The following is a 19,825-nucleotide window of genomic DNA, read 5'->3' as shown; positions in this document are numbered from 1 at the left end:
TTCCAACTACCGGCTGAAGGCGAGCCGGTACGGGGAGTGCGGAAGGGCGGCAAGACGATGGAATCCCAGTTGGGCGACGGCGGATCCGTGGACCTGGACGGCACACCGCTGGAGGCGATGACTCCCGAGCCGCTGCTCACCCGGGACTACGAGACGCGCCCCTCGCTGGTGTACGAACGGCTGAGGCAGCGTCACGGCCCGGTCGCGCCGGTCGATCTCCTCGGCGTACCCGCCTGGTTGGTCCTCGGCTACCGCGAGGCACTCGATGTGCTCCAGGACGACGACGGATGGCCGAAGGGCCTGGAGAACTGGCGGGCCCGCTCGGAGGGCCGTGTGCCCTCCGACTGGCCGCTCGGGCCGTCCCTGGAGGTCAACCACATCCTGATCCAGGGCGGCCCCGGATACCCGCAGTTGCGATCTGCGTGGGACACGGCTCTCAGGCCGTTCCAGGACCCCCGCCATCCCCAGGCCAAGAAGCTCAAGACGGCCGTCACCGCCTACGCCGACGAACTGATCACCCTGGTGGGCCAGGCCGGCGGAACGGGCCTCGCGGACCTGTCCGCCCAGTTCTCCCGGCCCCTGCCGCTGATGGTGGCAAGTCACCTGCTCGGCTTCCCCGGTTCACAGGGCGACGACGCGCTGATGGACATGTGGCGGGTCCTGGACGCCGGTCCGGACGCGGAGCCCGCCCTGGATCGCCTGCTGGCGACGCTGGCGGAACTGGCCGCGATGAAGCTGAAGACGCCGGGGGACGACTTCCCCTCGCACCTGCTCGCCGCACACCCGGACCTCTCGCTCGACGAGTTGGCCCGTGAGCTGTTCATGCTGCTGGGCATGACGTCCGACCATGTCGGCATCCTCATCTCCAACACGGTGGTCGAGGTCCTCTCGGGAGACGGCGGTGCGCGAGCCAGCCTGTCCGCCGGGATGGTCAGGGAGACCATGAACCGGGTGGTCATGCGAAAGCCGCCGCTGGTGAACTTCGTGCCGCGCTTCGCCGCCAAGGACACCCCGCTCGGGAACTACACGATCCGCGCGGGCGACCCGGTCTGGGTCTCCTCGGCGGCGGCGCACGCCGACCCGCTCTTCGCCGACAGCGCGGCGAAGAGCACCACCGTCAGCACTCGGGCGCATCTGTCCTGGGGCGCGGGCCGCCGTCAGTGCCCGGCGCGCGAACTCGCGTCCACGGTCGCGGCGGTCGGGGTGAGCCGCCTGTTCGAGCGGTTCTCCCACCTCGACCTCGCCCTCCCCGTCGACCAACTCCCGTGGCGCTCCTCGCCCTTCATGCGGGGCCTGCGCTCGCTGCCCGTACGGTACGAACTCGCCTCGATGCCCGACCAGCCGCCGGTGCCCGATCAGCCGTCGGCGCACGACCCGGCGGCGGAATCCACCGAGACGGCGCTGCCGGATCCCTCCGCCCGACAGCGCTCATCACTGTGGCGCTATCTGACGAGCCTGATCCGCACCGGCCGCTGACGCCGGGGCGCGGGTGACGGCCTCACCTCAACTGCCGCACCGCGCGCCCCATCCTGTCCAGCGCCTCGCGCAGGACGGCCGGTGACGCGGCGAAGTTGAGGCGTACGCATCCCGCGCCGCCGGTGCCGAAGACATGGCCGGAGCTGAGGGCGACGCGGGCTTCGTCGAGGAACATTTGCGCCGGTCCGGCGAGGTCGGCCACGACGCCCGGGCCGGTGGCTTGGGGTTCGTCGTGCAGTCCCAGCCGTGTGCAGTCCAGCCAGGCCAAGTAGGTGCCCTGGGGCGGCAGATACCGGATGCCGGGGAGATGTTCCTCGATGAGCCGGCCCAGCAGGGTTCGGTTCGCGTCGAGCCCGCCCAGCAGTTCGTCGAGCCAGTCCCCGCCGTCCTGGAACGCGGCCGTATGGGCGAGGATCCCGAGATGGCTGGGCCCGTGACCCACTTCCTCGGGCATCCGGCGAAGGTCCGCGGCAGACTCTTCACCCGCGATGGCCAGGGCGGCTTTGAGCCCGGCGAGGTTCCACGCCTTGGAGGCGGACATCAGGGCGAAGCCGTTCTCGGACCCGGACACACTGAGGAACGGCGTGAACGTGGCGCCCGGCAGTACGAGCGGCGCGTGGATCTCGTCCGAGACCACACGGACGCCGTGCCGACGGGCGAGTGCGGCGACGGCCTCGAGTTCCTGGCGGGTGTGCACGACACCGCTCGGGTTGTGCGGATTGCACAGCAGAAACGCCGGACATCGGCCGTGCCGCCGCGCCCGTACGAATGCGTCCTCCAGGGCATCGAGGTCCATACGCAGGTCGGGTCCGAGGGGAGCCTCGATCACCTCGCGGGCGTCGTGGCTGACGAACGCGTAGAACGGCGGATAGACGGGCGAGCACACGACGACGGCATCGCCGGGGTCGGTGATGAGACGCAGAACCTCGACGATGCCCAGCATGACGTCGGGCACGATGGCCGTGTTCTCGACGCGAAAGCCGCCCCACTGCCAGCGGTCGGCCGCGAAGGCGGCCAGGGCCTCGGCGTAGGCGGTCCCGTGCGGGTACCCGGTGTCGCCGAGGCCGATGGCTCTGTGCAGCGCGTCGGCGACGCAGGGAGCCAGCGGAACGTCCATCTCCGCCACCCACAGGGGCAGTACGTCCTCGGGATGGACGCGCCACTTCATGCTGGTACGCCTGCGCAACTGCTGCAGGGACACCTGCACGAGTGGATCGGTCCGCCCGGTTTCGGCGTCCTCGGATGCTGCCTGCCTCGTCGTTTCGGTCACGCGATCCTCCAACGTCCGGGCGAGCACGATGAGACCGTGCCGCTATCGTTCGCCCATGAAAGCAGCGGTGCACAACCGGTACGGTCCGCCCGGAGTGATCCGGGTCGCCGAGGTGGCCGAGCCATCGATCGGGGACCACGACGTTCTGGTGAGGGTGCACGCGACGACGGTCAACCGCACGGACTGTGCCTACCGGGCGGCCAGTCCCTTCTTCGTACGCGTATTCACCGGCCTTGTCCGGCCCCGGCGTACGGTGCTCGGGACCGAGTACGCGGGAGTGGTGGAAGCGGTCGGCAGCGGTGTCACGTCCTTCGAGGCCGGCGACCGGGTGTTCGGCTACAACGAGGGCCGGTTCGGAACCCATGCCGAGTACCTGTCGGTTCCGCACGACGGCGCCATCGCGACCATGCCGAGCGGTGTGACCTTCGAGAAGGCCGCTCCCGGTACCGAGGGATCCCACTACGCGCTGGCCTTCGTCAACAAGGCGGGCGTCCGACCCGGACAGGACGTCCTCGTGTACGGCGCGACCGGCGCCATCGGCTCGGCAGCCGTGCAACTCCTCAAACACCATGGAGCCACCGTGACCGCGGTGTGCGACGGGCCGCACATGGAACTGGTCAAGGGGCTGGGCGCGGACCGGGTCGTGGACCACACGGCCCAGGACTTCACCCGGGACGAGCAACGGTATGACGCGGTGTTCGACGCCGTCGGCAAGAGCACGTTCGGCCGCTGCAAGCGGCTGTTGAAGCCCGGCGGGGTCTATCTGTCGTCGGACCTGGGCCCCTGGTGTCAGAACCTTCTCCTGCCACTCGTCACGCCTCTGTTCCGCGGCAGGAAAGTCAAGTTCCCCTTTCCGAAGCAGGACCAGGAGATGGCGCGGTATTTCCGGGCCCTGATGGAGTCGGGAGAATTCAGTCCGGTCATCGACCGACGGTATCCACTGGAGCGGATCGTCGACGCCTATCGGTATGTCGAGACGGGCCAGAAGATCGGCAATGTCGTCATCGTCGTCGTACCGCCGACCTGACCGGTGACGGTGAGCGTCACGCCTGGACCGTCGGGCGAACGTTGATCTCGCCGATCTCGACGTCGGCGGGCTGCTCGATGGCGAAGGCCACCGCGCGGGCGACCGCCGCCGGAGGGATACCGATCGCGTCCATGTTCTTGCGCGTCTGCTCGCGGACGTGCGGGTCTGCCATGGAGTCGGCGAGGTCGGTGCGGATGTAGCCCGGCGAGATGGCTGTCGTGCGCACAACTCCGTCGGTGGACTCCTTGCGCAGCCCCTCGTGGACCGTGCGTACCGCGTTCTTCGTCGCCGCGTAGACGGCCATCGAGGGGGACACGGACAGGCCGGCCACGGAGACGATGCTCACCAGGTGGCCCGAGCCCTGCTCACGGAAGGCGGGCAGCGCGGCGGCGATGCCGTTGAGCGTGCCGCGAAGGTTGACGTCGATCATGGCCGACCAGCCTTCGGTGTCGAGATCGGCCACCGGGCTGATCGGGGCGATGCCGGCGTTGTTCACCAGGACGTCGACACGGCCGTACTGGGCGACCGTGGTGGCGACCAGACGCCGCAGGTCCTCGGCCTTGGTGACGTCGACGACGCACGTGACGGCGCGGCCGCCCTGCTCCCTGATGTCCCGCGCTATGGCGTCGATGCGCTCGCTGCGGCGCGCCGAGAGGACGACCGCGGCGCCGCGCTCGGCGAGCAGCCGGGCCGTGGCTTCGCCGATGCCGCCACTCGCCCCGGTGATGGCGACGATCTTGCCGTGAAGGGAAAGCACTACTGCCTCCAAGTAAAGTGGACACGTGTCCGGTGCGTGTTCCAGCCTACCGGACACGTGTCCACTTGTCGGAGGCGGAGCATTCAGGAGAGACCTATGAGTACGCCGGCACGCCGTCCGGACGCGGAGCGGAACCGGACCCGCATCCTGGAGGCCGCCCGTGCGGCCCTCGCCGAGTCCAGCCACGTCCACCTCAACGAGATCGCCAAGCGCGCCGGTGTGGGACAGGGAACGCTGTACCGGAACTTCCCCAACCGCGAGGCACTCCTCGCCGAGGTCTACCGGCGCGACGTCGAGGAACTCGTGACGGCTTCCTCCGCCCTGCTGGCGGACCACGAGCCCGTCGAAGCCCTGCGTCGCTGGCTCGACCGAGTGATCGACTACGCCGAGATCAAGCGCGGCGTCCTGGCGGCGCTGGAGCCGGCCGCCTGGCAGGACCTCGTCGCCCACAGCCACAACCCCATCGAAGGCGCCCTGGGTCACCTGCTGGACGCAGGGAAAGCGGCCGGTTCCATTCGCACGGACGTCGACGCCCACGGGGTCCTCCTGCTCATCGCCTACCTAGGCCGACTGAACCGGGACGAGTGGGAGTCGAAGGCGAGGCCTCTGATGAGCGTCATCCTCGACGGCCTTCGCCGACGGGATGCGGACCGGTGAGGGCGGGGGAGAGGGCAAGCGTCGCGGATAGGGGCGGACGGCGTCCGACCGAACCAGGTGAGGGCGCGCTCGGCAAGGCGCTCGCCGGGCTGACCCGGGGCGATCGAGCAGCGGAGCCGCGGTGGCGGTCCGCCTTCCACGTCCACTGAACCGCCGAGGTCTCAGACTTCACACCGGCGCGGCTCTCACACTCGCACGGCAGACCCGCGTTCGCTCATCTGCGGTGCGCACAGCACCCGCTTCTTCCGCACCCGCTTGCCCTCGATCGCCGCGACCGTCAGCCGTGCCGCCTCCGCCGCGATCTGGGTCAGCCCCCAGTCCACGGTGGTCAGCGGTGGCGTGAGCACCCGCGACACCGGGTGGTTGTCGAAGCCGACCACGGAGACGTCCCGGCCCACCTCCAGTGAGGCTTCGGCCGCGGCCGCGTACACCCCGTACGCCAGTGAGTCCGAGAAACAGAACACGGCCGTCGCGGGGTGGGCCCCCTCCAGGACGCCGCGCGCCACCGCCGTCGCCTCGCCCAACTCCTGCGGGCAGGGGACCAGTTCGGCCTGGAGCCCGAGGCGGTCGGCCGCCTCGCGGACGTACACGTCGGCGGGCCGGTCCGGGGTGCTCGGGCGGGTCGGGGTCAGAACGGTCACCCGGCGGTGGCCGAGGCCGTGCAGATACTCCAACACGGCGTCGATGCCTGCCCGGTTGTCGAAGATGACCTGGCCGGCCGTGCGGGCCCGGCTCAGCGAGTCGCCGACGGCCACCACCGGGAGCGAGTCCGCGATGGTGGCCCAGCCCTTCGCGGAGGGGTTCACGGGAGACACCAGCAGCGCGTCGACCCGCTGGTCGCGCAGCTGCTTGGCGAGGGCCAGTTCACGGTCGGGGTCGCCGCCCGCGTCGAGGATCAGCGCGTAGCGGTCACCGGCCAGCAGCTCCCGGCCGATGGCCGCCATCAGCTGCTGCTGCCAGAGGTCCTGGAGATCGCCCGCTAGGACGCCGACCATGCTGGTTCGGCCGCTGACCAGTGCGCGGGCGATGGGGTCGGCCTCGTAGCCGAGTTCGGCCGCGGCCTGGCGCACCCGTTCCTCGGTCTCCTTGGAGACGTGTTTGCCGCGCAGGGCGTAAGAGACGGCGGCGGTGGAGAGGCCCGTGGCCTCGGCCACCTCCCTGAGGGTGGTGCGTTTGCTGGGCCTGGCCATGCCCGGAAGCCTACCGGGAGGCGTCCGCAATGTGGGCACACGGCCCGCCGGGCGCCGTCGTCGTCCCGTCAGTGCTCGGGTCCGTACTCGGGCGCCGCTCCTGGGCGGGGCCCGTCGCCGCCGGAGGCATGCTTGACAGGCCCGCTTGTTAATCGCTTAAGTTAACCGTATAAGTGAAACGCTTAACCTGGGTTGACCGCCCCTCCTTACCCTTTGCCAGGATCTTTGCCAGCCCGAGGACCGCCGAGTGCCCACCGACGTCCACCAGCACATCTGGCCAACCGACTTCATCGAGTTGCTGCGCTCCCGCACCACACCGCCGTACCTCGACGGCTGGACCCTGCACGCGGGCGGCGAACCGCCCTACGAGGTCGACCCGGCCGACCACGACATCACGGCCCGTACGCGTCTTGCCGCCACCGACGGTCTCGGCCTCGCCCTGGTGTCCCTGCCCAGCCCCCTCGGCATCGAGTACCTGCCGCCCGCCGAGGCCGCCCCGCTCCTGGAGGCGTTCCACGACGGAGCCCTCGCACTCCCGGCCCCCTTCGGCGTCTGGGCCTCTCCCTGCCTGTCGGCACCGGACCCCGAGGCCGTCGAACGCGAACTCAGGCGGGGCTGCGTGGGCCTCCAACTCCCCGCCACAGCCCTCCTCGACGCGGCCGGCTGGACCCGGTGCGCCCCGTTCCTCGACGTCCTCGCCCGCCACGGCAAACCCCTCTTCATCCACCCGGGCGCGGTCAGGTCCACTCCCGACGCCCCTCCTTGGTGGCCCGCCCTGGTCCCGTACGTGCACCAGATGCACGCGTCCTGGTTCGCCTTCCGCGCCTTCGGCCGCGCCCGCCACCCGCGCCTGCGCGTCTGCTTCGCCGCCCTCGCGGGTCTCGCCCCGCTGCACGGCGAACGGCTCGCGATCCGTGGCGGAGGGCGGGGCCAGGTCGACTTCGACGCGTTCTACGAGACCTCCTCCTACGGAACTCGCGCCGTGGACGCGGTCGTTCGTGCCGTCGGCATCGACGTGGTCGTCGGCGGCAGCGACCGCCCGTACGCACCTCCCGTCATCCCCGACCTCGGCGCGGCCGCCGCCGTCCACGCCCTGCGCACCACCAACCCCGCCCGCCTCCTGTACGGCCACGCCTGATCCGTGTCCCCGTGGCGGACCCGACCCGAAGGGAGCCCCTCATGACGTACGAGTCCCTGCCCGACCGCACCCTCGACAAGCGCGAACTCCAAGCCCTCGTCGACGACCTCGCCACCCGCCCCGACCTCTGGCGCGAACAGGTCGCCTTCTCCGACGAACAGCGGCACTACGCGTCCTTGTACCGTGACGAGTACGTCGACGTCTGGCTGCTCTGCTGGACCCGGCAGAACGACACAGGCTGGCACGACCACGACATCTCCTCCGGCGCCGTCGGCATCGTCCAGGGCGCGCTCCACGAGTCCAACCCGCGCATCGGCGGCAGTCACCTGTCCGTCACCGTCGCCACCGGCGAGTCATTCTGCTTCGGCCCCGAGCACATCCACCGGCTCACCGGCGCCACCGACGACGCCGTCTCGATCCACGCCTACTCGCCACCTCTGTGGCGCCTCGGCCAGTACGACATCACGGAGGACGGCCTGATGCGCCGCATCTCCGTGTCGTACGCCGACGAGCTCCGCCCACTGGACACCCCGGCGGCCTGAGGCGGACCGTCTCGACCGATCGGCCTCAGCTCTGAACTCGATCGAGAGGAGTACTGACGGCGAGAGCCTCATCGAGCCTCGCGACCACGGCGGCGGCGATGGACGGGGCATGGCTCGCAGCCCACGCCTCAACTGCGCCGAGAAAGCCGACGAGCCGATCCTGAACCGAGTCCAGGAGCCCCGGCAGTTGAGCCAGGGGGAGATCGATGGGGAGACCCTCGGGCCGATCCCCGTCGGGCCACAACCGGGCGACCGCCCCGGCATGCTCGATGCCCGGCGTGGGATCGTGGCCGAGCCACGGCTCGCCGCCGCTCATCAGATCCAGCCAGTCCCGCCAGTTCTCCAGACCGGAACAGCATCCGGGCACCACGGTGACCCCGGTGGCCGTGTCCCGGATCCGCAGGCCGCCGGGAGCAATGATGCACTCGGTGGCCAACAGACGCCCGACCTGCTCCAGACTGTCCTTCGGCGCGCGAGGCCGCCGCTGGCGCTGCCCCTTGTTATAGGTCGTCAGAACTGCCATGGCAGTGCCGAGTTCGCGTGAGGACAGCTCGCCCGACAGGGCCAGGAGCCGATCCGGAGGCGAGTCGGCAAGGGGCCACAGAGCGAAGTCGGCGGCCACGTAGGTCTCCAGTACGGCATCCACGATCAGCACGCCTCCAGTCTCTCCCCTGGTTGGGGAGCGGGTGACCACGGTGGCGGCCCGACCTTGCTCGGGTCGGCTGCATCGGTTAACGTGAAACCAAATGGTTGTACGTACTGAATCCGCCGAGCGAGCCGATCGCATCTTTCATGCCTTGGGCGATGCGACGCGGCGCGAGATCGTGGCTCTCACCCTGGCCGGTGAGTACTCGGTATCGGACCTCGCGCGGCGGTTCCCGATGAGCTTCGCGGCCGTGCAGAAGCATGTGGCGGTCCTGGAACAGGCCGGGCTGGTCACCAAGGAGCGGCAGGGGCGGGAGCAGCGGGTTCGCGGCAACGCGGACTCCCTGCGGGAAGCCCATCGGCTGCTGGACCAGCTGGCAGATGTGTGGCGTGGACGGATCGACCGGATCGGCACGATCATTGCCGATTCCGAGCCTGATTCGGATCCCGCCCCTCACCCCCGAGAAGGCAAGGAGCACTCTCATGACCGTGATCGACGTTCAGAAGAACCCTGAAGCCCTCGCGTTGACGATCACCGCGCGGTTCGACGCGTTGCCGGCCCGGGTGTGGCAGGTCTGGGAGGACCCTCGGCAGTTGGAGCGGTGGTGGGGGCCGCCGACCTATCCCGCGACAGTCGTCGACCATGACCTGAGCCCCGGCGGGGCGGTCACGTACTTCATGACCGGGCCCGAAGGTGACAAGCACTACGGGTGGTGGCGTGTCCTGACGGTCGACAGTCCGCACCGGCTGGAGTTCGAGGACGGGTTCGCCGACGACTCCGGCAAGCCCAACCCGGACATGCCGACCATGATCGTCCGCGTGCGGCTCACGGCGGAAGGCGAGTCGGCCACTCTGATGACGGTCGAGAGCACGTTCCCCACCGCCGAGGCGATGGAACAGCTGGTGTCCATGGGTATGGCCGAGGGCATGACCGCAGCCATGGGCCAGATCGACACCCTGCTGGCCGACCCCACGACCTGACGGCCGAGTGGGTCATGGTTCGGTCGGCACGCAGAGCACCGGCACGCTCGACAGGTGCAGCAGCTTGTGGGGAGTGGAGCCCAGCAGCGCCCCGCGCATCGGGCTCTCTCCCCAGCTGCCGACCACGATGAACCTCGCCCCGTGCCGTGACGCGGCGTCGATCAGCGCCTGGGCCGGCTTCTGGTCGATGATTTCGACCGTTGTCCGTACGTCGGCCTCGTCGGCCACCCTGACGGCGTGGTCGAGTGCGACGCGTCCGGCCTCGCGGACGGCTTCATGGTGAGCCCCGTACTCCTCGCCCAAGGTTCCCGGAGCCGCGGCGCCGTAGACCAGCACGAGCGGCTCGTCGAACGCGGCGGACACCTCGATCGCGACGCGCAGCGCACGTGTCGCGCCCGGCGACTCGTCGTATCCGAGGACAACCGACATCTCAGGACTCCTTGCCGTGGACGAGATCGGCGTCGGCCACACCAGGGCGTTCCGACCAGAAGACCGGCGACATCAGCCGCCGTACGACCATGAGCACCACCCCGATGAGGGCGATCCCGATGCCGATGACGAGCGGGGGACCCAGCCCGAACCACGAGACCCCGCTGTAGGAGTTCTCGGGGTCGGCCATGTCGGAGACCGATTCCACCAGCAGCCACGTCAGCAGACCGGCGCCGACCAGCGGGCCCAGGCCGATGAGTACGAAGAAGCGCACGCTCTCGGTCAGATGGCGGCGGTAGTAGACCGCACAGGCGACACCTGTGAGCGCGTAGTAGAACGCGATCAGCAACGACAGCGCGGTGAGCGAGTCGAAGAGAGCGTTGGCGCTGATCTGGTTGACGATGACGTACCAGGCGATGGCGATGCCGGCGACCCACCACGTGCTCACGTCCGGGGTGCGGAACCGCGGGTGGATGTGTGCGAAGTGTTCGGGCAGCGCGTGACGGCGTGCCATGGACAGCGCAGTGCGTGACGCCGGGATGATCGTCGTCTGCGTCGACGCCAGCGCCGACGTCGACACGGCAAGCAGCACGACCCAGTCCCAGCCGCCCATCACCTCGGTGGCGAGCAGGGCGAAGACGAACTCCTCCTCGTCGGCGTTCTCGGCGAGGAAGGTCGTTCCGGCGTAGGCCACGACCGCGAAACCGACCGACAGATAGGTCACCAGCAGTACGACCGTCGACCAGATGCCCGCCTTGCCGGGAGCGGTGGCGGAGTTCTCGACCTCCTCGGTGAGATTGACCGCCGACTCCCAGCCCCAGTAGATGAACACCCCCAGCAGCAGCGCTCCGGTCAGCGGCGCGCCGCCGGCCCCGAAGGGGTCCAGCCACTTGAAGGCGGGGTCGATGGAGTCGAACGTGCTGGTGCCTGCGTAGACCCGGTAGAGCGCCACCACGACGAAGGCGAGCAGACAGGCGACCTGCGCGAGGATGAGAACGTTCTGCACCTTGGCCGACACCTCGGTGCCGACGACGCACACGGCCGTCATCACCAGGATGAGCAGCACCGTGAGCAACTGGCGTACGAAGTCGTTGTCGGCCCAGCTGTCGAGGCCGAAAGCCAGCAGGGCGAAGCTCACGGCCACGTCCGCCAGCGATCCGACGACCAGAACGCCGGTCATCGCGATGGCCCATCCGCCGAGCCAGCCGGCCCACGGCCCCATGGCCCGGGTGACCCACGAGAAGGTCGTACCGCAGTCCTGGTCGACCTTGTTGAGGTAGTAGAACGCCGACGCGATCAACAGCATCGGCACGAACGACGCGACCATCACGCCCGGGGCGTAGATGCCCACCAGCGCCACGATCGGACCGATGACCGCCGCCAGCGAGTACGCCGGGGAGGTGGAGTTGAGACCGATGACGAGCGCGTCGACGAAGCCGATCGCGTTGGCCTTCAACCCGACAGGTGGGGGTGCGTCCGCAGTGTCGTTGGCCATGTTCCCTCGCTCCGGTTGTGCGTGAATCCATACAACAGGGCGTTGTGGAACTTTTTACGCTATTGAGGGCCTCCTGGATACGCATGTCACCTGGGTAGGCGTCCGCCTACGTGTCCTCGCGCATGCCCCACGGGGACCCGTACTCCGTCAGCAGGTCGAGGAACGGCCGGGGCGGCAGTGCCTCGGGGCCGAGCACCCCGCTGCCGTGCCAGGCTCCCGACGCGATGAGTTCGAGAGCGGCCACGGGGTTGATCGCGGTCTGCCAGACCACGGCCTGGGAGCCGTACTCCCGCATCGACCACTGGTTGTCGACCACGTGGTAGAGGTAGACCTCCCGGGGCCGGCCGTCCTTGGTGCCCTTGACCCACGTACCCGCGCACGTCTTGCCGTGCATACGGTCCCCGAGGCCGGCCGGGTCGGGCAGACAGGCGGCGACCACGTCCCGCGGGGAGACCGTGACCTTGCCCGTTCCCGCGCCGGTGCCGCCGTTCACGGTGACCGGATCGGTGCGGTCCAAGCCCAGTTTGTGCAGGGTCTGGAGGACGCCGATGAACTCGTCGCCGAGACCGTACTTGAAGGTGACCCGCCGGGCCTTCAACCACCGGGGGACCAGCAGCACTTCCTCGTGCTCGACGTTGACGCACTCCACCGGCCCGATGCCCTCCGGGAAGTCGAAGACCTCCGGCTCGCTGAAGGGCGGCGTGGTGAACCAGCCCCGCTCCGCTTCGTAGACGACCGGTGGGTTGAGGCATTCCTCGATGGTCGTCCAGATGCTGAAGGAGGGGGCGAAGTCGTAGCCGTCCACGACCAGGTTGGCGCCGTCGCGGATGCCGATCTCCTCGATCTCGTCGAAGAGGACGTCGGCGGCGTAACGGGCGAAGACATCCGACATGCCCGGCTCCACACCCATGCCGACCAGCGCGAGCCGGCCCGCCGCCTCCCACTCGGCGGACCGCGCGAACTGCTCGTCGCCCAGTTTCACGCCGAACTCCTCGTAGGGGCGGGTCGGGTGCGGCCGGGACAGGGACATCGCCATGTCCAGGTAGTGGGCGCCATGGGCGAGTGCCGCGTCGAACAGCGGCAGCACGAAACGGGGGTCGGTGGCATTGAGCAGGACGTCACAGCGGTGCTCGGCGAGGGCGGCCCGCACACCGGCCGTGTTCGAGGCGTCGAGCCGCACCGCTGTGAACCTGCGCTCGTCCTCCCCGAGCGCCGCGACGGCCGACTCCGCCCGCGCCGGGTCGTAGTCGGCGACGACCATGTGCTCGTAGAAGGAACGCCGGGCCGCGATCCTCGTGATCGCGGTCCCGACGCCTCCCGCTCCGACCAAGAGAACTCGCATGGCGCAGCACTCCTTCGTCCCGCCGTCGCAGGGGGAGCCCCCTGCCTGTTCGGTGGGCCAGGACGATATCAGCCGGACCGCCCGGTGAGAGGTGACTGATCCGGAGATGTCGCGCCATGCTCGGTCGACTTCGTATGGCCAGGTCAGAAGCGGAGTTCCACCGTGCTGTCTCCCTAGATGGCTGCCGCGCCGCGTGGGGCCGAATGGGGCGTGGCGGTGGGCGGCGGCGGGGTGCCGTGGGCCTGGAGTTCGATGGCCAGGGGTGCGGCGGTGAACATTGAGGAGTACGTGCCCACGACGATGCCGATGAGCAGGGCGAGGGCGAAGTCGGTCAGGGAGTCTCCGCCCAGCAGGGTGAGGGCGGAGAGGATGAACACGGCTCCCATGCCCGTGTTCACCGTGCGCGGGAGGGTTTGCAGGATCGCGGTGTTCGCGAGGCGCGAGAAGGGTGTCTTGCGGTCACCGGCCGACAGTTCCCTGATCCGGTCGAAGACGACGACGGAGTCGTTGACCGAGTATCCGATCACGGTCAGCAGGGCCGCGAGGAACACTCCGTCGATCGGCTTGCCGAGCCAGGCGAAGACGCCGACGAGGATCAGGGCGTCGTGGGCCATCGCGGCGACCGCGGATGTGCCGAAGGTCCAGCGGAAGCGCACCGCGAGATACAGCAACTGGGCGGCCAGGGCCGAGGCGAGGGCGATGAGAGCCCCTCGGCGCAGTTCGTCCCCGAGGCTGGGGCCGATCAGCTCGTCGCGGATCTTCTCGGCACCGCCCGCGAGGTCATCGATCGCCTTGTCCACCTTCGCCGCCTCGGCGTTGGACAGCTGATCCGTGCGTACGGAGAGGTCGCCGTCGCCGGAGGTCTGGACGACCGCGCGGGGCTGACCCGCGTCGGCCAGGGCGTCCCGGGCGCGGTCGGCGTCGACCGGCGCGGAGGTCGAGTACTCCATGAGCCGTCCGCCGGTGAACTCGACGCCGAAGTTCAGCCCTCGGAGCGCGATGCCCGAGGTGGCCAGGACGAGGGCGACGGCGGACGCGGCCAGCCAGGTGCGCCGACGGCGCATCAGGTCGGGATCGCGGCGGACCAGCCAGTCGCGGACCCTCCCGGTGTCCGCGATGCCGGTGAGACGGGGACGGCGTCGTACGGATCGACGGGCGACCGCGTGGTCGGCGAGTACGCGCGTGATGACCAGGGCGCTGAGCATGGAGGCGAGGACGCCGATGCCAAGGGTGACACCGAAGCCGCGGACGGGTCCGGACGCGAGGAAGAAGAGCAGGCCCGCGGCGATGAGCGTGGTGATGTTCGAGTCGGCGATGGCGCTGAACGCGTTGCGGAACCCGGCGGTGAGAGCGGCGCGCAGGCCCTTGCTCTGGCGGGCCGCGTACTCCTCGCGGGCCCGTTCGAAGACGAGCACATTGGCGTCGACGGCCATACCGATGGCCAGGACGAACCCTGCGAGCCCCGGCAGGGTGAGAGTGGCGCCGAGCGCGGCCAGAGCCGCGTAGGAGATGACTCCGTAGCAGGCCAGGGCCACGGCGGCCAGGGCGCCGAGGAGCCGGTAGACGGCGATGATGAACAGTGAGGTCAGCGCGGTGCCGATGACGGCGGCCCGGGCACTGGCCTCGATGGCCGTGGCGCCCAGGGTCGGGCCGACGGTGCGCTGTTCGACGGTCTCGACCGGCACCGGCAGGGCTCCGCCGTTGATGAGGAGGCCCAGTTCACGGGCCTCCTCCCGGCTGAAGGAGCCGGTGATCTGGGTGGATCCGCCGGCGATGCCCGTACGGCAGGCGACGGAGGAGTTGACCTGGGGGGAGGAGATGACCTTGTCGTCCAGGACGATGGCGACGCGGCGGGCGGGATCGCCGGCGGGACGGCACGCAGCCTCGCCCGTCAGACGGGCCCAGGCGTCGCCGCCATCTCCCTTGAAGTCGACGCCGACGTACCAGCCGACCCCGCTCTGCGGGTCGATACGTGCCTCGGCGCTGTCGACGTCCGCGCCGGTGAGCGCCGACGGGCCCAGGCGCACGGGCCGGCCGGACTCGTCGGGGAGGACGCGTTCCGCCGACTGCGCGGGCAGCGGCTGTCGTGAGGTTTCGCCGGCGTCCGCGGTACCGAGGACGGGATGGAAGGCGAGTTGGGCGGTACGGCCGAGGACGTCGGAGGCTTCACGCGGGTCCTGGATGCCGGGCAGCTCGACGATGATCCGGTTGTCCCCGGAGCGGGCGATGGTGGGTTCGGTGACGCCGAGCGCGTCGATGCGGTGGCGCAGTACCTCCAAAGTGCGGTCGGTGGCCTCCGAGTCGGCCTTGGCGGTGGGTGAATCGCGGGTTTCCAGGACTATCTGAGTGCCGCCGCGCAGATCGAGTCCGAGGCGGACCGGCACGGTCAGGGTGATGTAGAGCGACAGGGCGAGAACGGCAAGGGCGAAGAACGCCCGCACGCGGATGGCGCGCGTCAAGGGTGCCTCCAACAGGCAGACCGCAGCCATGAGAAGGGTGCGGTGGGGATCGACTGGGTGACGTCAGATGCCGTTGGAAGGCGGCGGGCCCCGCCCGCTGTGACGCTCGGAATGCTGTGGAGGTGTGAAGGTGCCCTGCGAGAGCGGCAGTTGCGGCCCGGACTCCGGCAGGGGGAGCACCAGGCTGGACGGGACGGACACCCCGCCCGGAGACAGGGTGTGCCACTCTCCCGGCGTGGCCCTGCCTACGCGGGGCTGCTGGCCGCAGGAGTTGGTGCACTTGTCGTCGGCGTTGCTACGAGTGTCCGCCGTGGTGGCGACACTCGTGACCGGGGGGATCTCCGCGGCCGGTGCCAGGCTCTGGTACGCGGCGGCTGCGACCGGCGCCGACGCGACAGGAGAGGCCGCGGCAGGGATGCCCTGGAGGCCGAGTACGCCGAGAAGGGTGAACAGCGCCGCCAGAAGCGCGCCGGTGACGGGCGTGAGGTTGCGGCCGCCGGAGGTGGAGGACGCACGGGTTCGCTGTGCCATGCGATTCCTCCTCCTCAAGGGCAGGGCCGCCATGGTGGCGGCCTTTCAGCACAACGCATGAGGAACGCATAAGGTTCGCCCGGGACGGTACGGACGGCGAATCCGGTCCGGGACTTCGTCAGCCGCCGTTCGTGTCGCCGTCCTCGTCGCTGTTCGTGTCGTCGTCGGGGACCCAGCGCAGCACATCACCGGGTTGGCAGTCGAGGGTGCGGCAGATCGCGTCGAGGGTCGTGAACCGCACCGCCTTCGCGCGGCCGTTCTTCAGTACGGCGATATTGGCGGGCGTGATGCCGACGGCGGCGGCGAACTCGCCGACCGACAGGTTGTGTCTGGCGAGCTGGACGTCGAGGTCGACGATGATCGCCATCAGACGACCGCGGCGATCTCGGTCTGCAGATCCGTCGCCTTCCGCAGGAGGCTTCGCATGATGACGGTGAGCATCGCGAACGCCGCCCCCACGCCGACGCTCGTGATCGCGGCGCCCAGGGCGCTGAGTTCATCCATGCCGTCGTCGGGAGACGGAATGTCGGCCACGAAGAGATGTCCGGCGACCCCCATCGCCAGCAGCGTCGCCACGACGGAGGATCCGATGACGATGTCGACCCACCGGAAGGCCAGCGGTGAGAAGATGGCGCCGCGTCGGACCATGGCGAGCAGCATCCACACTGCGACGAGGGCGACTTGGACACAGGCGACGCCGATGATCGCCAACGTCACATAGGGCGTGGCGAACGGGGCGTAGGGCGGGAAACGATCGACCTCGTCCGCCGCCGTCGTCGGAATGACCACGATCTGCCCGAAGAGACCGACGAGGATCGCTGCGGCGATGCCGGCCCGGAGCGCGGCTATGAAGAGACGATGCATGCATCGATTGTCGATTGATTTCAATCGAAAAGCAATCGATCTCGTCCGAGTCTGACGACGCTGCAGGTTGAAGCCGTACGGGTGCCGGCGCCGAAGGCGGGCTGTCGGTACCGATGAGAACGTGCCCGTTGCGCAGTCTGCTCTTTAGTACGCCTGTGGATGACGACGGGAGACGAGAGTGAGTGGATGGACGAGCAGGGCGGGTCGGTGGCGTAGGCGCACGGCTCGGGTGGGACTGGTGGGGGCGGCTCTGGCGGGGTTGGTCGCCGGGGTGGTGGTCGGAGGGCCGCCCGTCGGTGCGTCGGCGGAGGCGTCGGCCGCTGCCGGAGGGCGGAAGACGTTCACCGGTGAGATCGACGGGGCGGAGTACCGCGTCGAGTTGCCCGCCCGCTGGAACGGGACGCTGGTGCTCTACAGCCACGGGTACTTCCTGGCCGAGTGGGTGCCGGAGGGCGTCCAGGTGGCCAACCGGGTCGAGACCGAGCAGTGGCTGATCGAGCACGGTTACGCGGTGGCGGCGTCGAAGTTCAAGAACGACGGCATCGGCTACGGGGTCAAGGACGGGGTGACCGACCAGGTCGCGCTGCTCGACTGGTTCGAGAAGCACGTGGGCGAGCCACGGCGGACCGTGTCCAGTGGCATGTCGCAGGGCGGCCTGATCGCGGCGCTGCTCGCCGAGCGGCACCCGAAGCGCTTCGACGGGGTGGCCACGATGTGCGCGGAGTACGACACGCACGCGACGTGGAACTCCGGTCTCGACATCACGTTCGTGGTCAGGACCCTCCTCGCGCCCGGCGAGGACATCGAGTTGGTCCGGGCCGGCGAGGACGCCGCGGCCAGCCGGGACGCGTTGGCCGCCGCGATCGACCGTGCCCTCGAAACGCCGGAGGGGCGGGCGCGGTTGGCCCTCGCCGGCGCCGTGGCGAACATCCCGGGGTGGTACGCGGCGCACGAGCCGCGGCCGACGACGACCGACGAACGGGTCGCCGCCCAGGCGCTGTGGACGAAATGGGCGTACAGCTACGGAATCGGCCCGGTCGGCCGGACCGAGCTGGAGGACCGCGCGGGCGGCAACCCGTCCTGGAACACCGGCATCGACTACGGTCGGCTGCTTGCCCGGTCGAGCCGGCAGGACCTGGTGCGCGACGCGTACGCCGCCGCACCCGGAGGCGACTTGGCCGCAGACCTGAAGCGCCTCGCGAAGGCGCCGCGGATCCGGCCCGACGCGAAGGCGGTGGAGTACCAGTACCGCCACGGCATCGTCCGCGGTACGACGCCGGCCCCCGTCGTCACCCTGCACTCGACCGGCGACGGCGGCGCGGTGACCGACCAGGAGCGGTGGTATGCCGACCAGATCCGCCGCCACGGCGACCCTGCCTCGCTGCGGCAGCTCTGGGTGGACCGCGGTGGGCACTGCTCGTTCAGCTCCGCCGACGAACTGGTCATGCTGCGGACGTTGCTCGACCGGATCGACGACGGGCAGTGGCCGAGCACCACACCGACACGGCTCAACGCCTCGGTGAGCGCCATGGGCCCGGCGTACCAGAAGGTGCTGGACCTCGGCACCGGCGCGGACCTGCCGTTGGATCCCGCGTACACCAACTTCACACCGCCGAGGATGCTCCGCCCCTCACGGTGACCTCGGCGGAACGGCAGATCGGCTCAGGGCCGACTCGTCTCTGCGAGGCGGTCCTGGACGAGATCTCTGGGCGGGCAGTCCTGGACGAGGTGCGTACCCTCGTCCAGGAACTGCCCCGGCACGGCACCCACAGGAGCTCTCGTGACGTACGACATCGCCGCCCTCCGCTCCCAGTTCCCGGCGCTGGGCGCCGGAACCGCGCACTTCGACGGCCCCGGTGGCACCCAGACCCCGCAGCCCGTCATCCAGGCCATCGCCGACGCGTTGGCGCAGCCTCTGTCGAACCGGGGGCAAGGGACACCGGGGGAGCGGAACGCCGAGAGCATCGTCACCAAGGCCCGTCAGGCCCTGGCCGACCTGCTGGGAGCACACCCGACAGGGATCGTCTTCGGGCGCAGCGCCACTCAGCTCACCTACGACTTCTCCCGCACTCTCGCCAAGACGTGGTCGCCCGGGGACGAGGTGGTCGTCACCCGTCTCGACCATGACGCCAACATCCGCCCATGGGTTCAGGCCGCTGCCCAGGCCGGTGCCACCGTGCGCTGGGCCGACTTCGATCCCGCCACCGGGGAACTGACCGCCGACGACGTCCGTGCCGTTCTGTCCCCACGCACCCGGCTCGTCGCCGTGACCGCCGCCTCCAACCTGATCGGAACACGTCCCCCGATCGCCGAGATCTCGGCCATGGCGCGCGATGCCGGAGCGCTGACGTACGTCGACGGTGTCCACTACACCGCCCACGCGCTGGTCGACCTGGAGCGGCTCGGCGCGGACTTCTTCGTCTGTTCCCCGTACAAGTTCCTCGGCCCTCACCACGGAGTTCTCGCCGCCCGGCCGGAGTTGCTGGAGACGCTGCGGCCGGACAAGCTCCTGCCCTCCACCGACGTGGTCCCGGAGCGCTTCGAACTGGGCACACTGCCCTACGAGTTCCTCGCGGGCACGGAAGCCGCGGTCGATTTCCTCGCCGGCCTCGACACGGATGCCACAGGGACGCGACGACAGCGCCTCGCCACCGCGTTCACGGCACTCGAAGCACACGAACAGGCCCTGCGCACACAGCTGGACAAGGGGCTGTCCTCGCTCCGGGGTGTCCAGGTCCACTCCAGGGCGGTCGACCGCACTCCCACTCTGCTGCTCACGTTCGAGGAGCGCTCGGCGGTGGTGTCGGCGGCGTCGTCGGCGTCGGCGTCGGTGGAGGCCTACCGGTTCCTCGCGGAGCGGGGCGTCCACGCGCCGGCAGGGTCCTTCTACGCGATCGAGGCCTCCCGCCGACTCGGCCTCGGCGACACCGGTGGCCTACGGATCGGCCTGGCCCCCTACAACAGCACGGAGGACGTCGAACGGCTCCTGGAAGGCCTGTCCGAGTTCCTGACGCTCTGAGGG

Annotated in this window: 20 protein-coding genes; 9 read left to right on the top strand and 11 right to left on the bottom strand. The window is 69.8% G+C overall.

What is annotated here, in order from left to right; genetic code table 11:
- The first annotated feature begins 57 nt into the window (after nt 1-57).
- On the top strand, nt 58-1,476 hold the full coding sequence (locus tag JEQ17_RS04570; RefSeq protein ID WP_200393981.1) for a cytochrome P450: 1,419 nt from the start codon (nt 58-60) through the stop codon (nt 1,474-1,476).
- Between the two features lie 22 nt (nt 1,477-1,498).
- Here the strand turns inward: JEQ17_RS04570 and JEQ17_RS04565 are convergent, their stop codons facing one another.
- Entirely contained in the window at nt 1,499-2,746 is a 1,248-nt protein-coding gene (locus JEQ17_RS04565; RefSeq protein WP_234048063.1) for a MalY/PatB family protein, read from the bottom strand.
- A 55-nt stretch (nt 2,747-2,801) separates the two neighbouring features.
- Here JEQ17_RS04565 and JEQ17_RS04560 point away from each other — a divergent pair, with 55 nt between their 5' ends.
- A complete protein-coding gene (locus JEQ17_RS04560) occupies nt 2,802-3,773 on the top strand; it encodes an NAD(P)-dependent alcohol dehydrogenase (protein ID WP_200393980.1) in 972 nt (323 codons plus the stop codon).
- A 16-nt stretch (nt 3,774-3,789) separates the two neighbouring features.
- Here JEQ17_RS04560 and JEQ17_RS04555 read toward each other — a convergent pair whose 3' ends face one another.
- Nucleotides 3,790-4,530, bottom strand: a complete 741-nt coding sequence (locus tag JEQ17_RS04555; RefSeq protein ID WP_200393979.1) for an SDR family oxidoreductase — start codon at nt 4,528-4,530, stop codon at nt 3,790-3,792.
- Nucleotides 4,531-4,626: 96 nt separating this feature from the next.
- On the opposite strand from JEQ17_RS04555, the gene JEQ17_RS04550 reads away from it, so the two are divergent.
- Nucleotides 4,627-5,187, top strand: a complete 561-nt coding sequence (locus JEQ17_RS04550; RefSeq protein WP_200393978.1) for a TetR/AcrR family transcriptional regulator — start codon at nt 4,627-4,629, stop codon at nt 5,185-5,187.
- Nucleotides 5,188-5,372: 185 nt separating this feature from the next.
- Here JEQ17_RS04550 and JEQ17_RS04545 read toward each other — a convergent pair whose 3' ends face one another.
- On the bottom strand, nt 5,373-6,377 hold the full coding sequence (locus JEQ17_RS04545; protein WP_200393977.1) for a LacI family DNA-binding transcriptional regulator: 1,005 nt from the start codon (nt 6,375-6,377) through the stop codon (nt 5,373-5,375).
- A gap of 247 nt (nt 6,378-6,624) precedes the next feature.
- Between JEQ17_RS04545 and JEQ17_RS04540 the strand changes: the two genes are divergently transcribed.
- Together JEQ17_RS04540 and JEQ17_RS04535 are read left to right on the top strand one after the other, a co-directional pair.
- Nucleotides 6,625-7,515 carry an amidohydrolase family protein gene (locus tag JEQ17_RS04540; protein WP_200393976.1) on the top strand — a complete coding sequence of 297 codons (891 nt, stop codon included), beginning with the start codon at nt 6,625-6,627 and terminating at the stop codon, nt 7,513-7,515.
- Between the two features lie 41 nt (nt 7,516-7,556).
- Nucleotides 7,557-8,057, top strand: a complete 501-nt coding sequence (locus JEQ17_RS04535; RefSeq protein WP_200393975.1) for a cysteine dioxygenase — start codon at nt 7,557-7,559, stop codon at nt 8,055-8,057.
- Nucleotides 8,058-8,082: 25 nt separating this feature from the next.
- Here JEQ17_RS04535 and JEQ17_RS04530 read toward each other — a convergent pair whose 3' ends face one another.
- Entirely contained in the window at nt 8,083-8,712 is a 630-nt protein-coding gene (locus JEQ17_RS04530) for a hypothetical protein (protein WP_200393974.1), read from the bottom strand.
- Between the two features lie 91 nt (nt 8,713-8,803).
- Between JEQ17_RS04530 and JEQ17_RS04525 the strand changes: the two genes are divergently transcribed.
- Both JEQ17_RS04525 and JEQ17_RS04520 read left to right on the top strand, forming a co-directional pair.
- On the top strand, nt 8,804-9,217 hold the full coding sequence (locus tag JEQ17_RS04525; RefSeq protein ID WP_200393973.1) for an ArsR/SmtB family transcription factor: 414 nt from the start codon (nt 8,804-8,806) through the stop codon (nt 9,215-9,217).
- A complete protein-coding gene (locus tag JEQ17_RS04520; RefSeq protein WP_200393972.1) occupies nt 9,186-9,683 on the top strand; it encodes an SRPBCC family protein in 498 nt (165 codons plus the stop codon). The genes JEQ17_RS04525 and JEQ17_RS04520 overlap by 32 nt, the downstream gene beginning before the upstream one ends.
- 12 nt (nt 9,684-9,695) lie before the next feature.
- On the opposite strand, the gene JEQ17_RS04515 is transcribed toward JEQ17_RS04520, so the two are convergent.
- From JEQ17_RS04515 to JEQ17_RS04485, 7 genes are all read right to left on the bottom strand, one after another.
- Nucleotides 9,696-10,112: a universal stress protein gene (locus JEQ17_RS04515; protein ID WP_200393971.1), complete on the bottom strand. Its 417-nt coding sequence runs from the start codon at nt 10,110-10,112 to the stop codon at nt 9,696-9,698.
- Nucleotide 10,113: 1 nt separating this feature from the next.
- On the bottom strand, nt 10,114-11,607 hold the full coding sequence (locus JEQ17_RS04510; RefSeq protein WP_200393970.1) for an APC family permease: 1,494 nt from the start codon (nt 11,605-11,607) through the stop codon (nt 10,114-10,116).
- A 106-nt stretch (nt 11,608-11,713) separates the two neighbouring features.
- Nucleotides 11,714-12,949: a saccharopine dehydrogenase family protein gene (locus JEQ17_RS04505; protein ID WP_200393969.1), complete on the bottom strand. Its 1,236-nt coding sequence runs from the start codon at nt 12,947-12,949 to the stop codon at nt 11,714-11,716.
- Nucleotides 12,950-13,122: 173 nt separating this feature from the next.
- Nucleotides 13,123-15,408, bottom strand: coding sequence for a protein translocase subunit SecD (secD, locus tag JEQ17_RS04500; RefSeq protein WP_200393968.1), 2,286 nt, complete (start codon nt 15,406-15,408; stop codon nt 13,123-13,125).
- 63 nt (nt 15,409-15,471) lie between these two features.
- Nucleotides 15,472-15,939 carry a hypothetical protein gene (locus tag JEQ17_RS04495; RefSeq protein ID WP_200393967.1) on the bottom strand — a complete coding sequence of 156 codons (468 nt, stop codon included), beginning with the start codon at nt 15,937-15,939 and terminating at the stop codon, nt 15,472-15,474.
- Nucleotides 15,940-16,057: 118 nt separating this feature from the next.
- Nucleotides 16,058-16,306, bottom strand: coding sequence for a helix-turn-helix domain-containing protein (locus JEQ17_RS04490; protein ID WP_200393966.1), 249 nt, complete (start codon nt 16,304-16,306; stop codon nt 16,058-16,060).
- Nucleotides 16,306-16,803 (bottom strand): DUF2975 domain-containing protein, encoded by a 498-nt coding sequence (locus JEQ17_RS04485; RefSeq protein ID WP_200393965.1) that lies wholly within the window; start codon nt 16,801-16,803, stop codon nt 16,306-16,308. The genes JEQ17_RS04490 and JEQ17_RS04485 overlap by 1 nt, the downstream gene beginning before the upstream one ends.
- Nucleotides 16,804-17,041: 238 nt before the next feature.
- Here JEQ17_RS04485 and JEQ17_RS04480 point away from each other — a divergent pair, with 238 nt between their 5' ends.
- Both JEQ17_RS04480 and JEQ17_RS04475 read left to right on the top strand, forming a co-directional pair.
- Nucleotides 17,042-18,442: an alpha/beta hydrolase family protein gene (locus JEQ17_RS04480; RefSeq protein WP_200393964.1), complete on the top strand. Its 1,401-nt coding sequence runs from the start codon at nt 17,042-17,044 to the stop codon at nt 18,440-18,442.
- Nucleotides 18,443-18,583: 141 nt separating this feature from the next.
- On the top strand, nt 18,584-19,822 hold the full coding sequence (locus tag JEQ17_RS04475) for a cysteine desulfurase-like protein (RefSeq protein ID WP_200393963.1): 1,239 nt from the start codon (nt 18,584-18,586) through the stop codon (nt 19,820-19,822).
- Nucleotides 19,823-19,825 lie beyond the last annotated feature (3 nt).

The organism is Streptomyces liliifuscus, assembly GCF_016598615.1.
GTDB classification, from domain to species: Bacteria; Actinomycetota; Actinomycetes; order Streptomycetales; family Streptomycetaceae; genus Streptomyces; species Streptomyces liliifuscus.
The sequence above is the reverse complement of the archived record's forward strand: the minus strand, read 5'-3'. Positions and strand labels throughout refer to the sequence as shown.

What these genes read in the sequence shown, in the direction of transcription:
- JEQ17_RS04570 (WP_200393981.1), top strand. Translation starts at nt 58, where the DNA reads ATGGAATCCCAGTTGGGCGACGGCGGATCCGTGGACCTGGACGGCACA.
- JEQ17_RS04560 (WP_200393980.1), top strand. Translation starts at nt 2,802, where the DNA reads ATGAAAGCAGCGGTGCACAACCGGTACGGTCCGCCCGGAGTGATCCGG.
- JEQ17_RS04550 (WP_200393978.1), top strand. Translation starts at nt 4,627, where the DNA reads ATGAGTACGCCGGCACGCCGTCCGGACGCGGAGCGGAACCGGACCCGC.
- JEQ17_RS04545 (WP_200393977.1), bottom strand. Translation starts at nt 6,377, where the DNA reads ATGGCCAGGCCCAGCAAACGCACCACCCTCAGGGAGGTGGCCGAGGCC.
- JEQ17_RS04535 (WP_200393975.1), top strand. Translation starts at nt 7,557, where the DNA reads ATGACGTACGAGTCCCTGCCCGACCGCACCCTCGACAAGCGCGAACTC.
- JEQ17_RS04525 (WP_200393973.1), top strand. Translation starts at nt 8,804, where the DNA reads ATGGTTGTACGTACTGAATCCGCCGAGCGAGCCGATCGCATCTTTCAT.
- JEQ17_RS04520 (WP_200393972.1), top strand. Translation starts at nt 9,186, where the DNA reads ATGACCGTGATCGACGTTCAGAAGAACCCTGAAGCCCTCGCGTTGACG.
- JEQ17_RS04515 (WP_200393971.1), bottom strand. Translation starts at nt 10,112, where the DNA reads ATGTCGGTTGTCCTCGGATACGACGAGTCGCCGGGCGCGACACGTGCG.
- JEQ17_RS04510 (WP_200393970.1), bottom strand. Translation starts at nt 11,607, where the DNA reads ATGGCCAACGACACTGCGGACGCACCCCCACCTGTCGGGTTGAAGGCC.
- JEQ17_RS04505 (WP_200393969.1), bottom strand. Translation starts at nt 12,949, where the DNA reads ATGCGAGTTCTCTTGGTCGGAGCGGGAGGCGTCGGGACCGCGATCACG.
- JEQ17_RS04495 (WP_200393967.1), bottom strand. Translation starts at nt 15,939, where the DNA reads ATGGCACAGCGAACCCGTGCGTCCTCCACCTCCGGCGGCCGCAACCTC.
- JEQ17_RS04490 (WP_200393966.1), bottom strand. Translation starts at nt 16,306, where the DNA reads ATGGCGATCATCGTCGACCTCGACGTCCAGCTCGCCAGACACAACCTG.
- JEQ17_RS04485 (WP_200393965.1), bottom strand. Translation starts at nt 16,803, where the DNA reads ATGCATCGTCTCTTCATAGCCGCGCTCCGGGCCGGCATCGCCGCAGCG.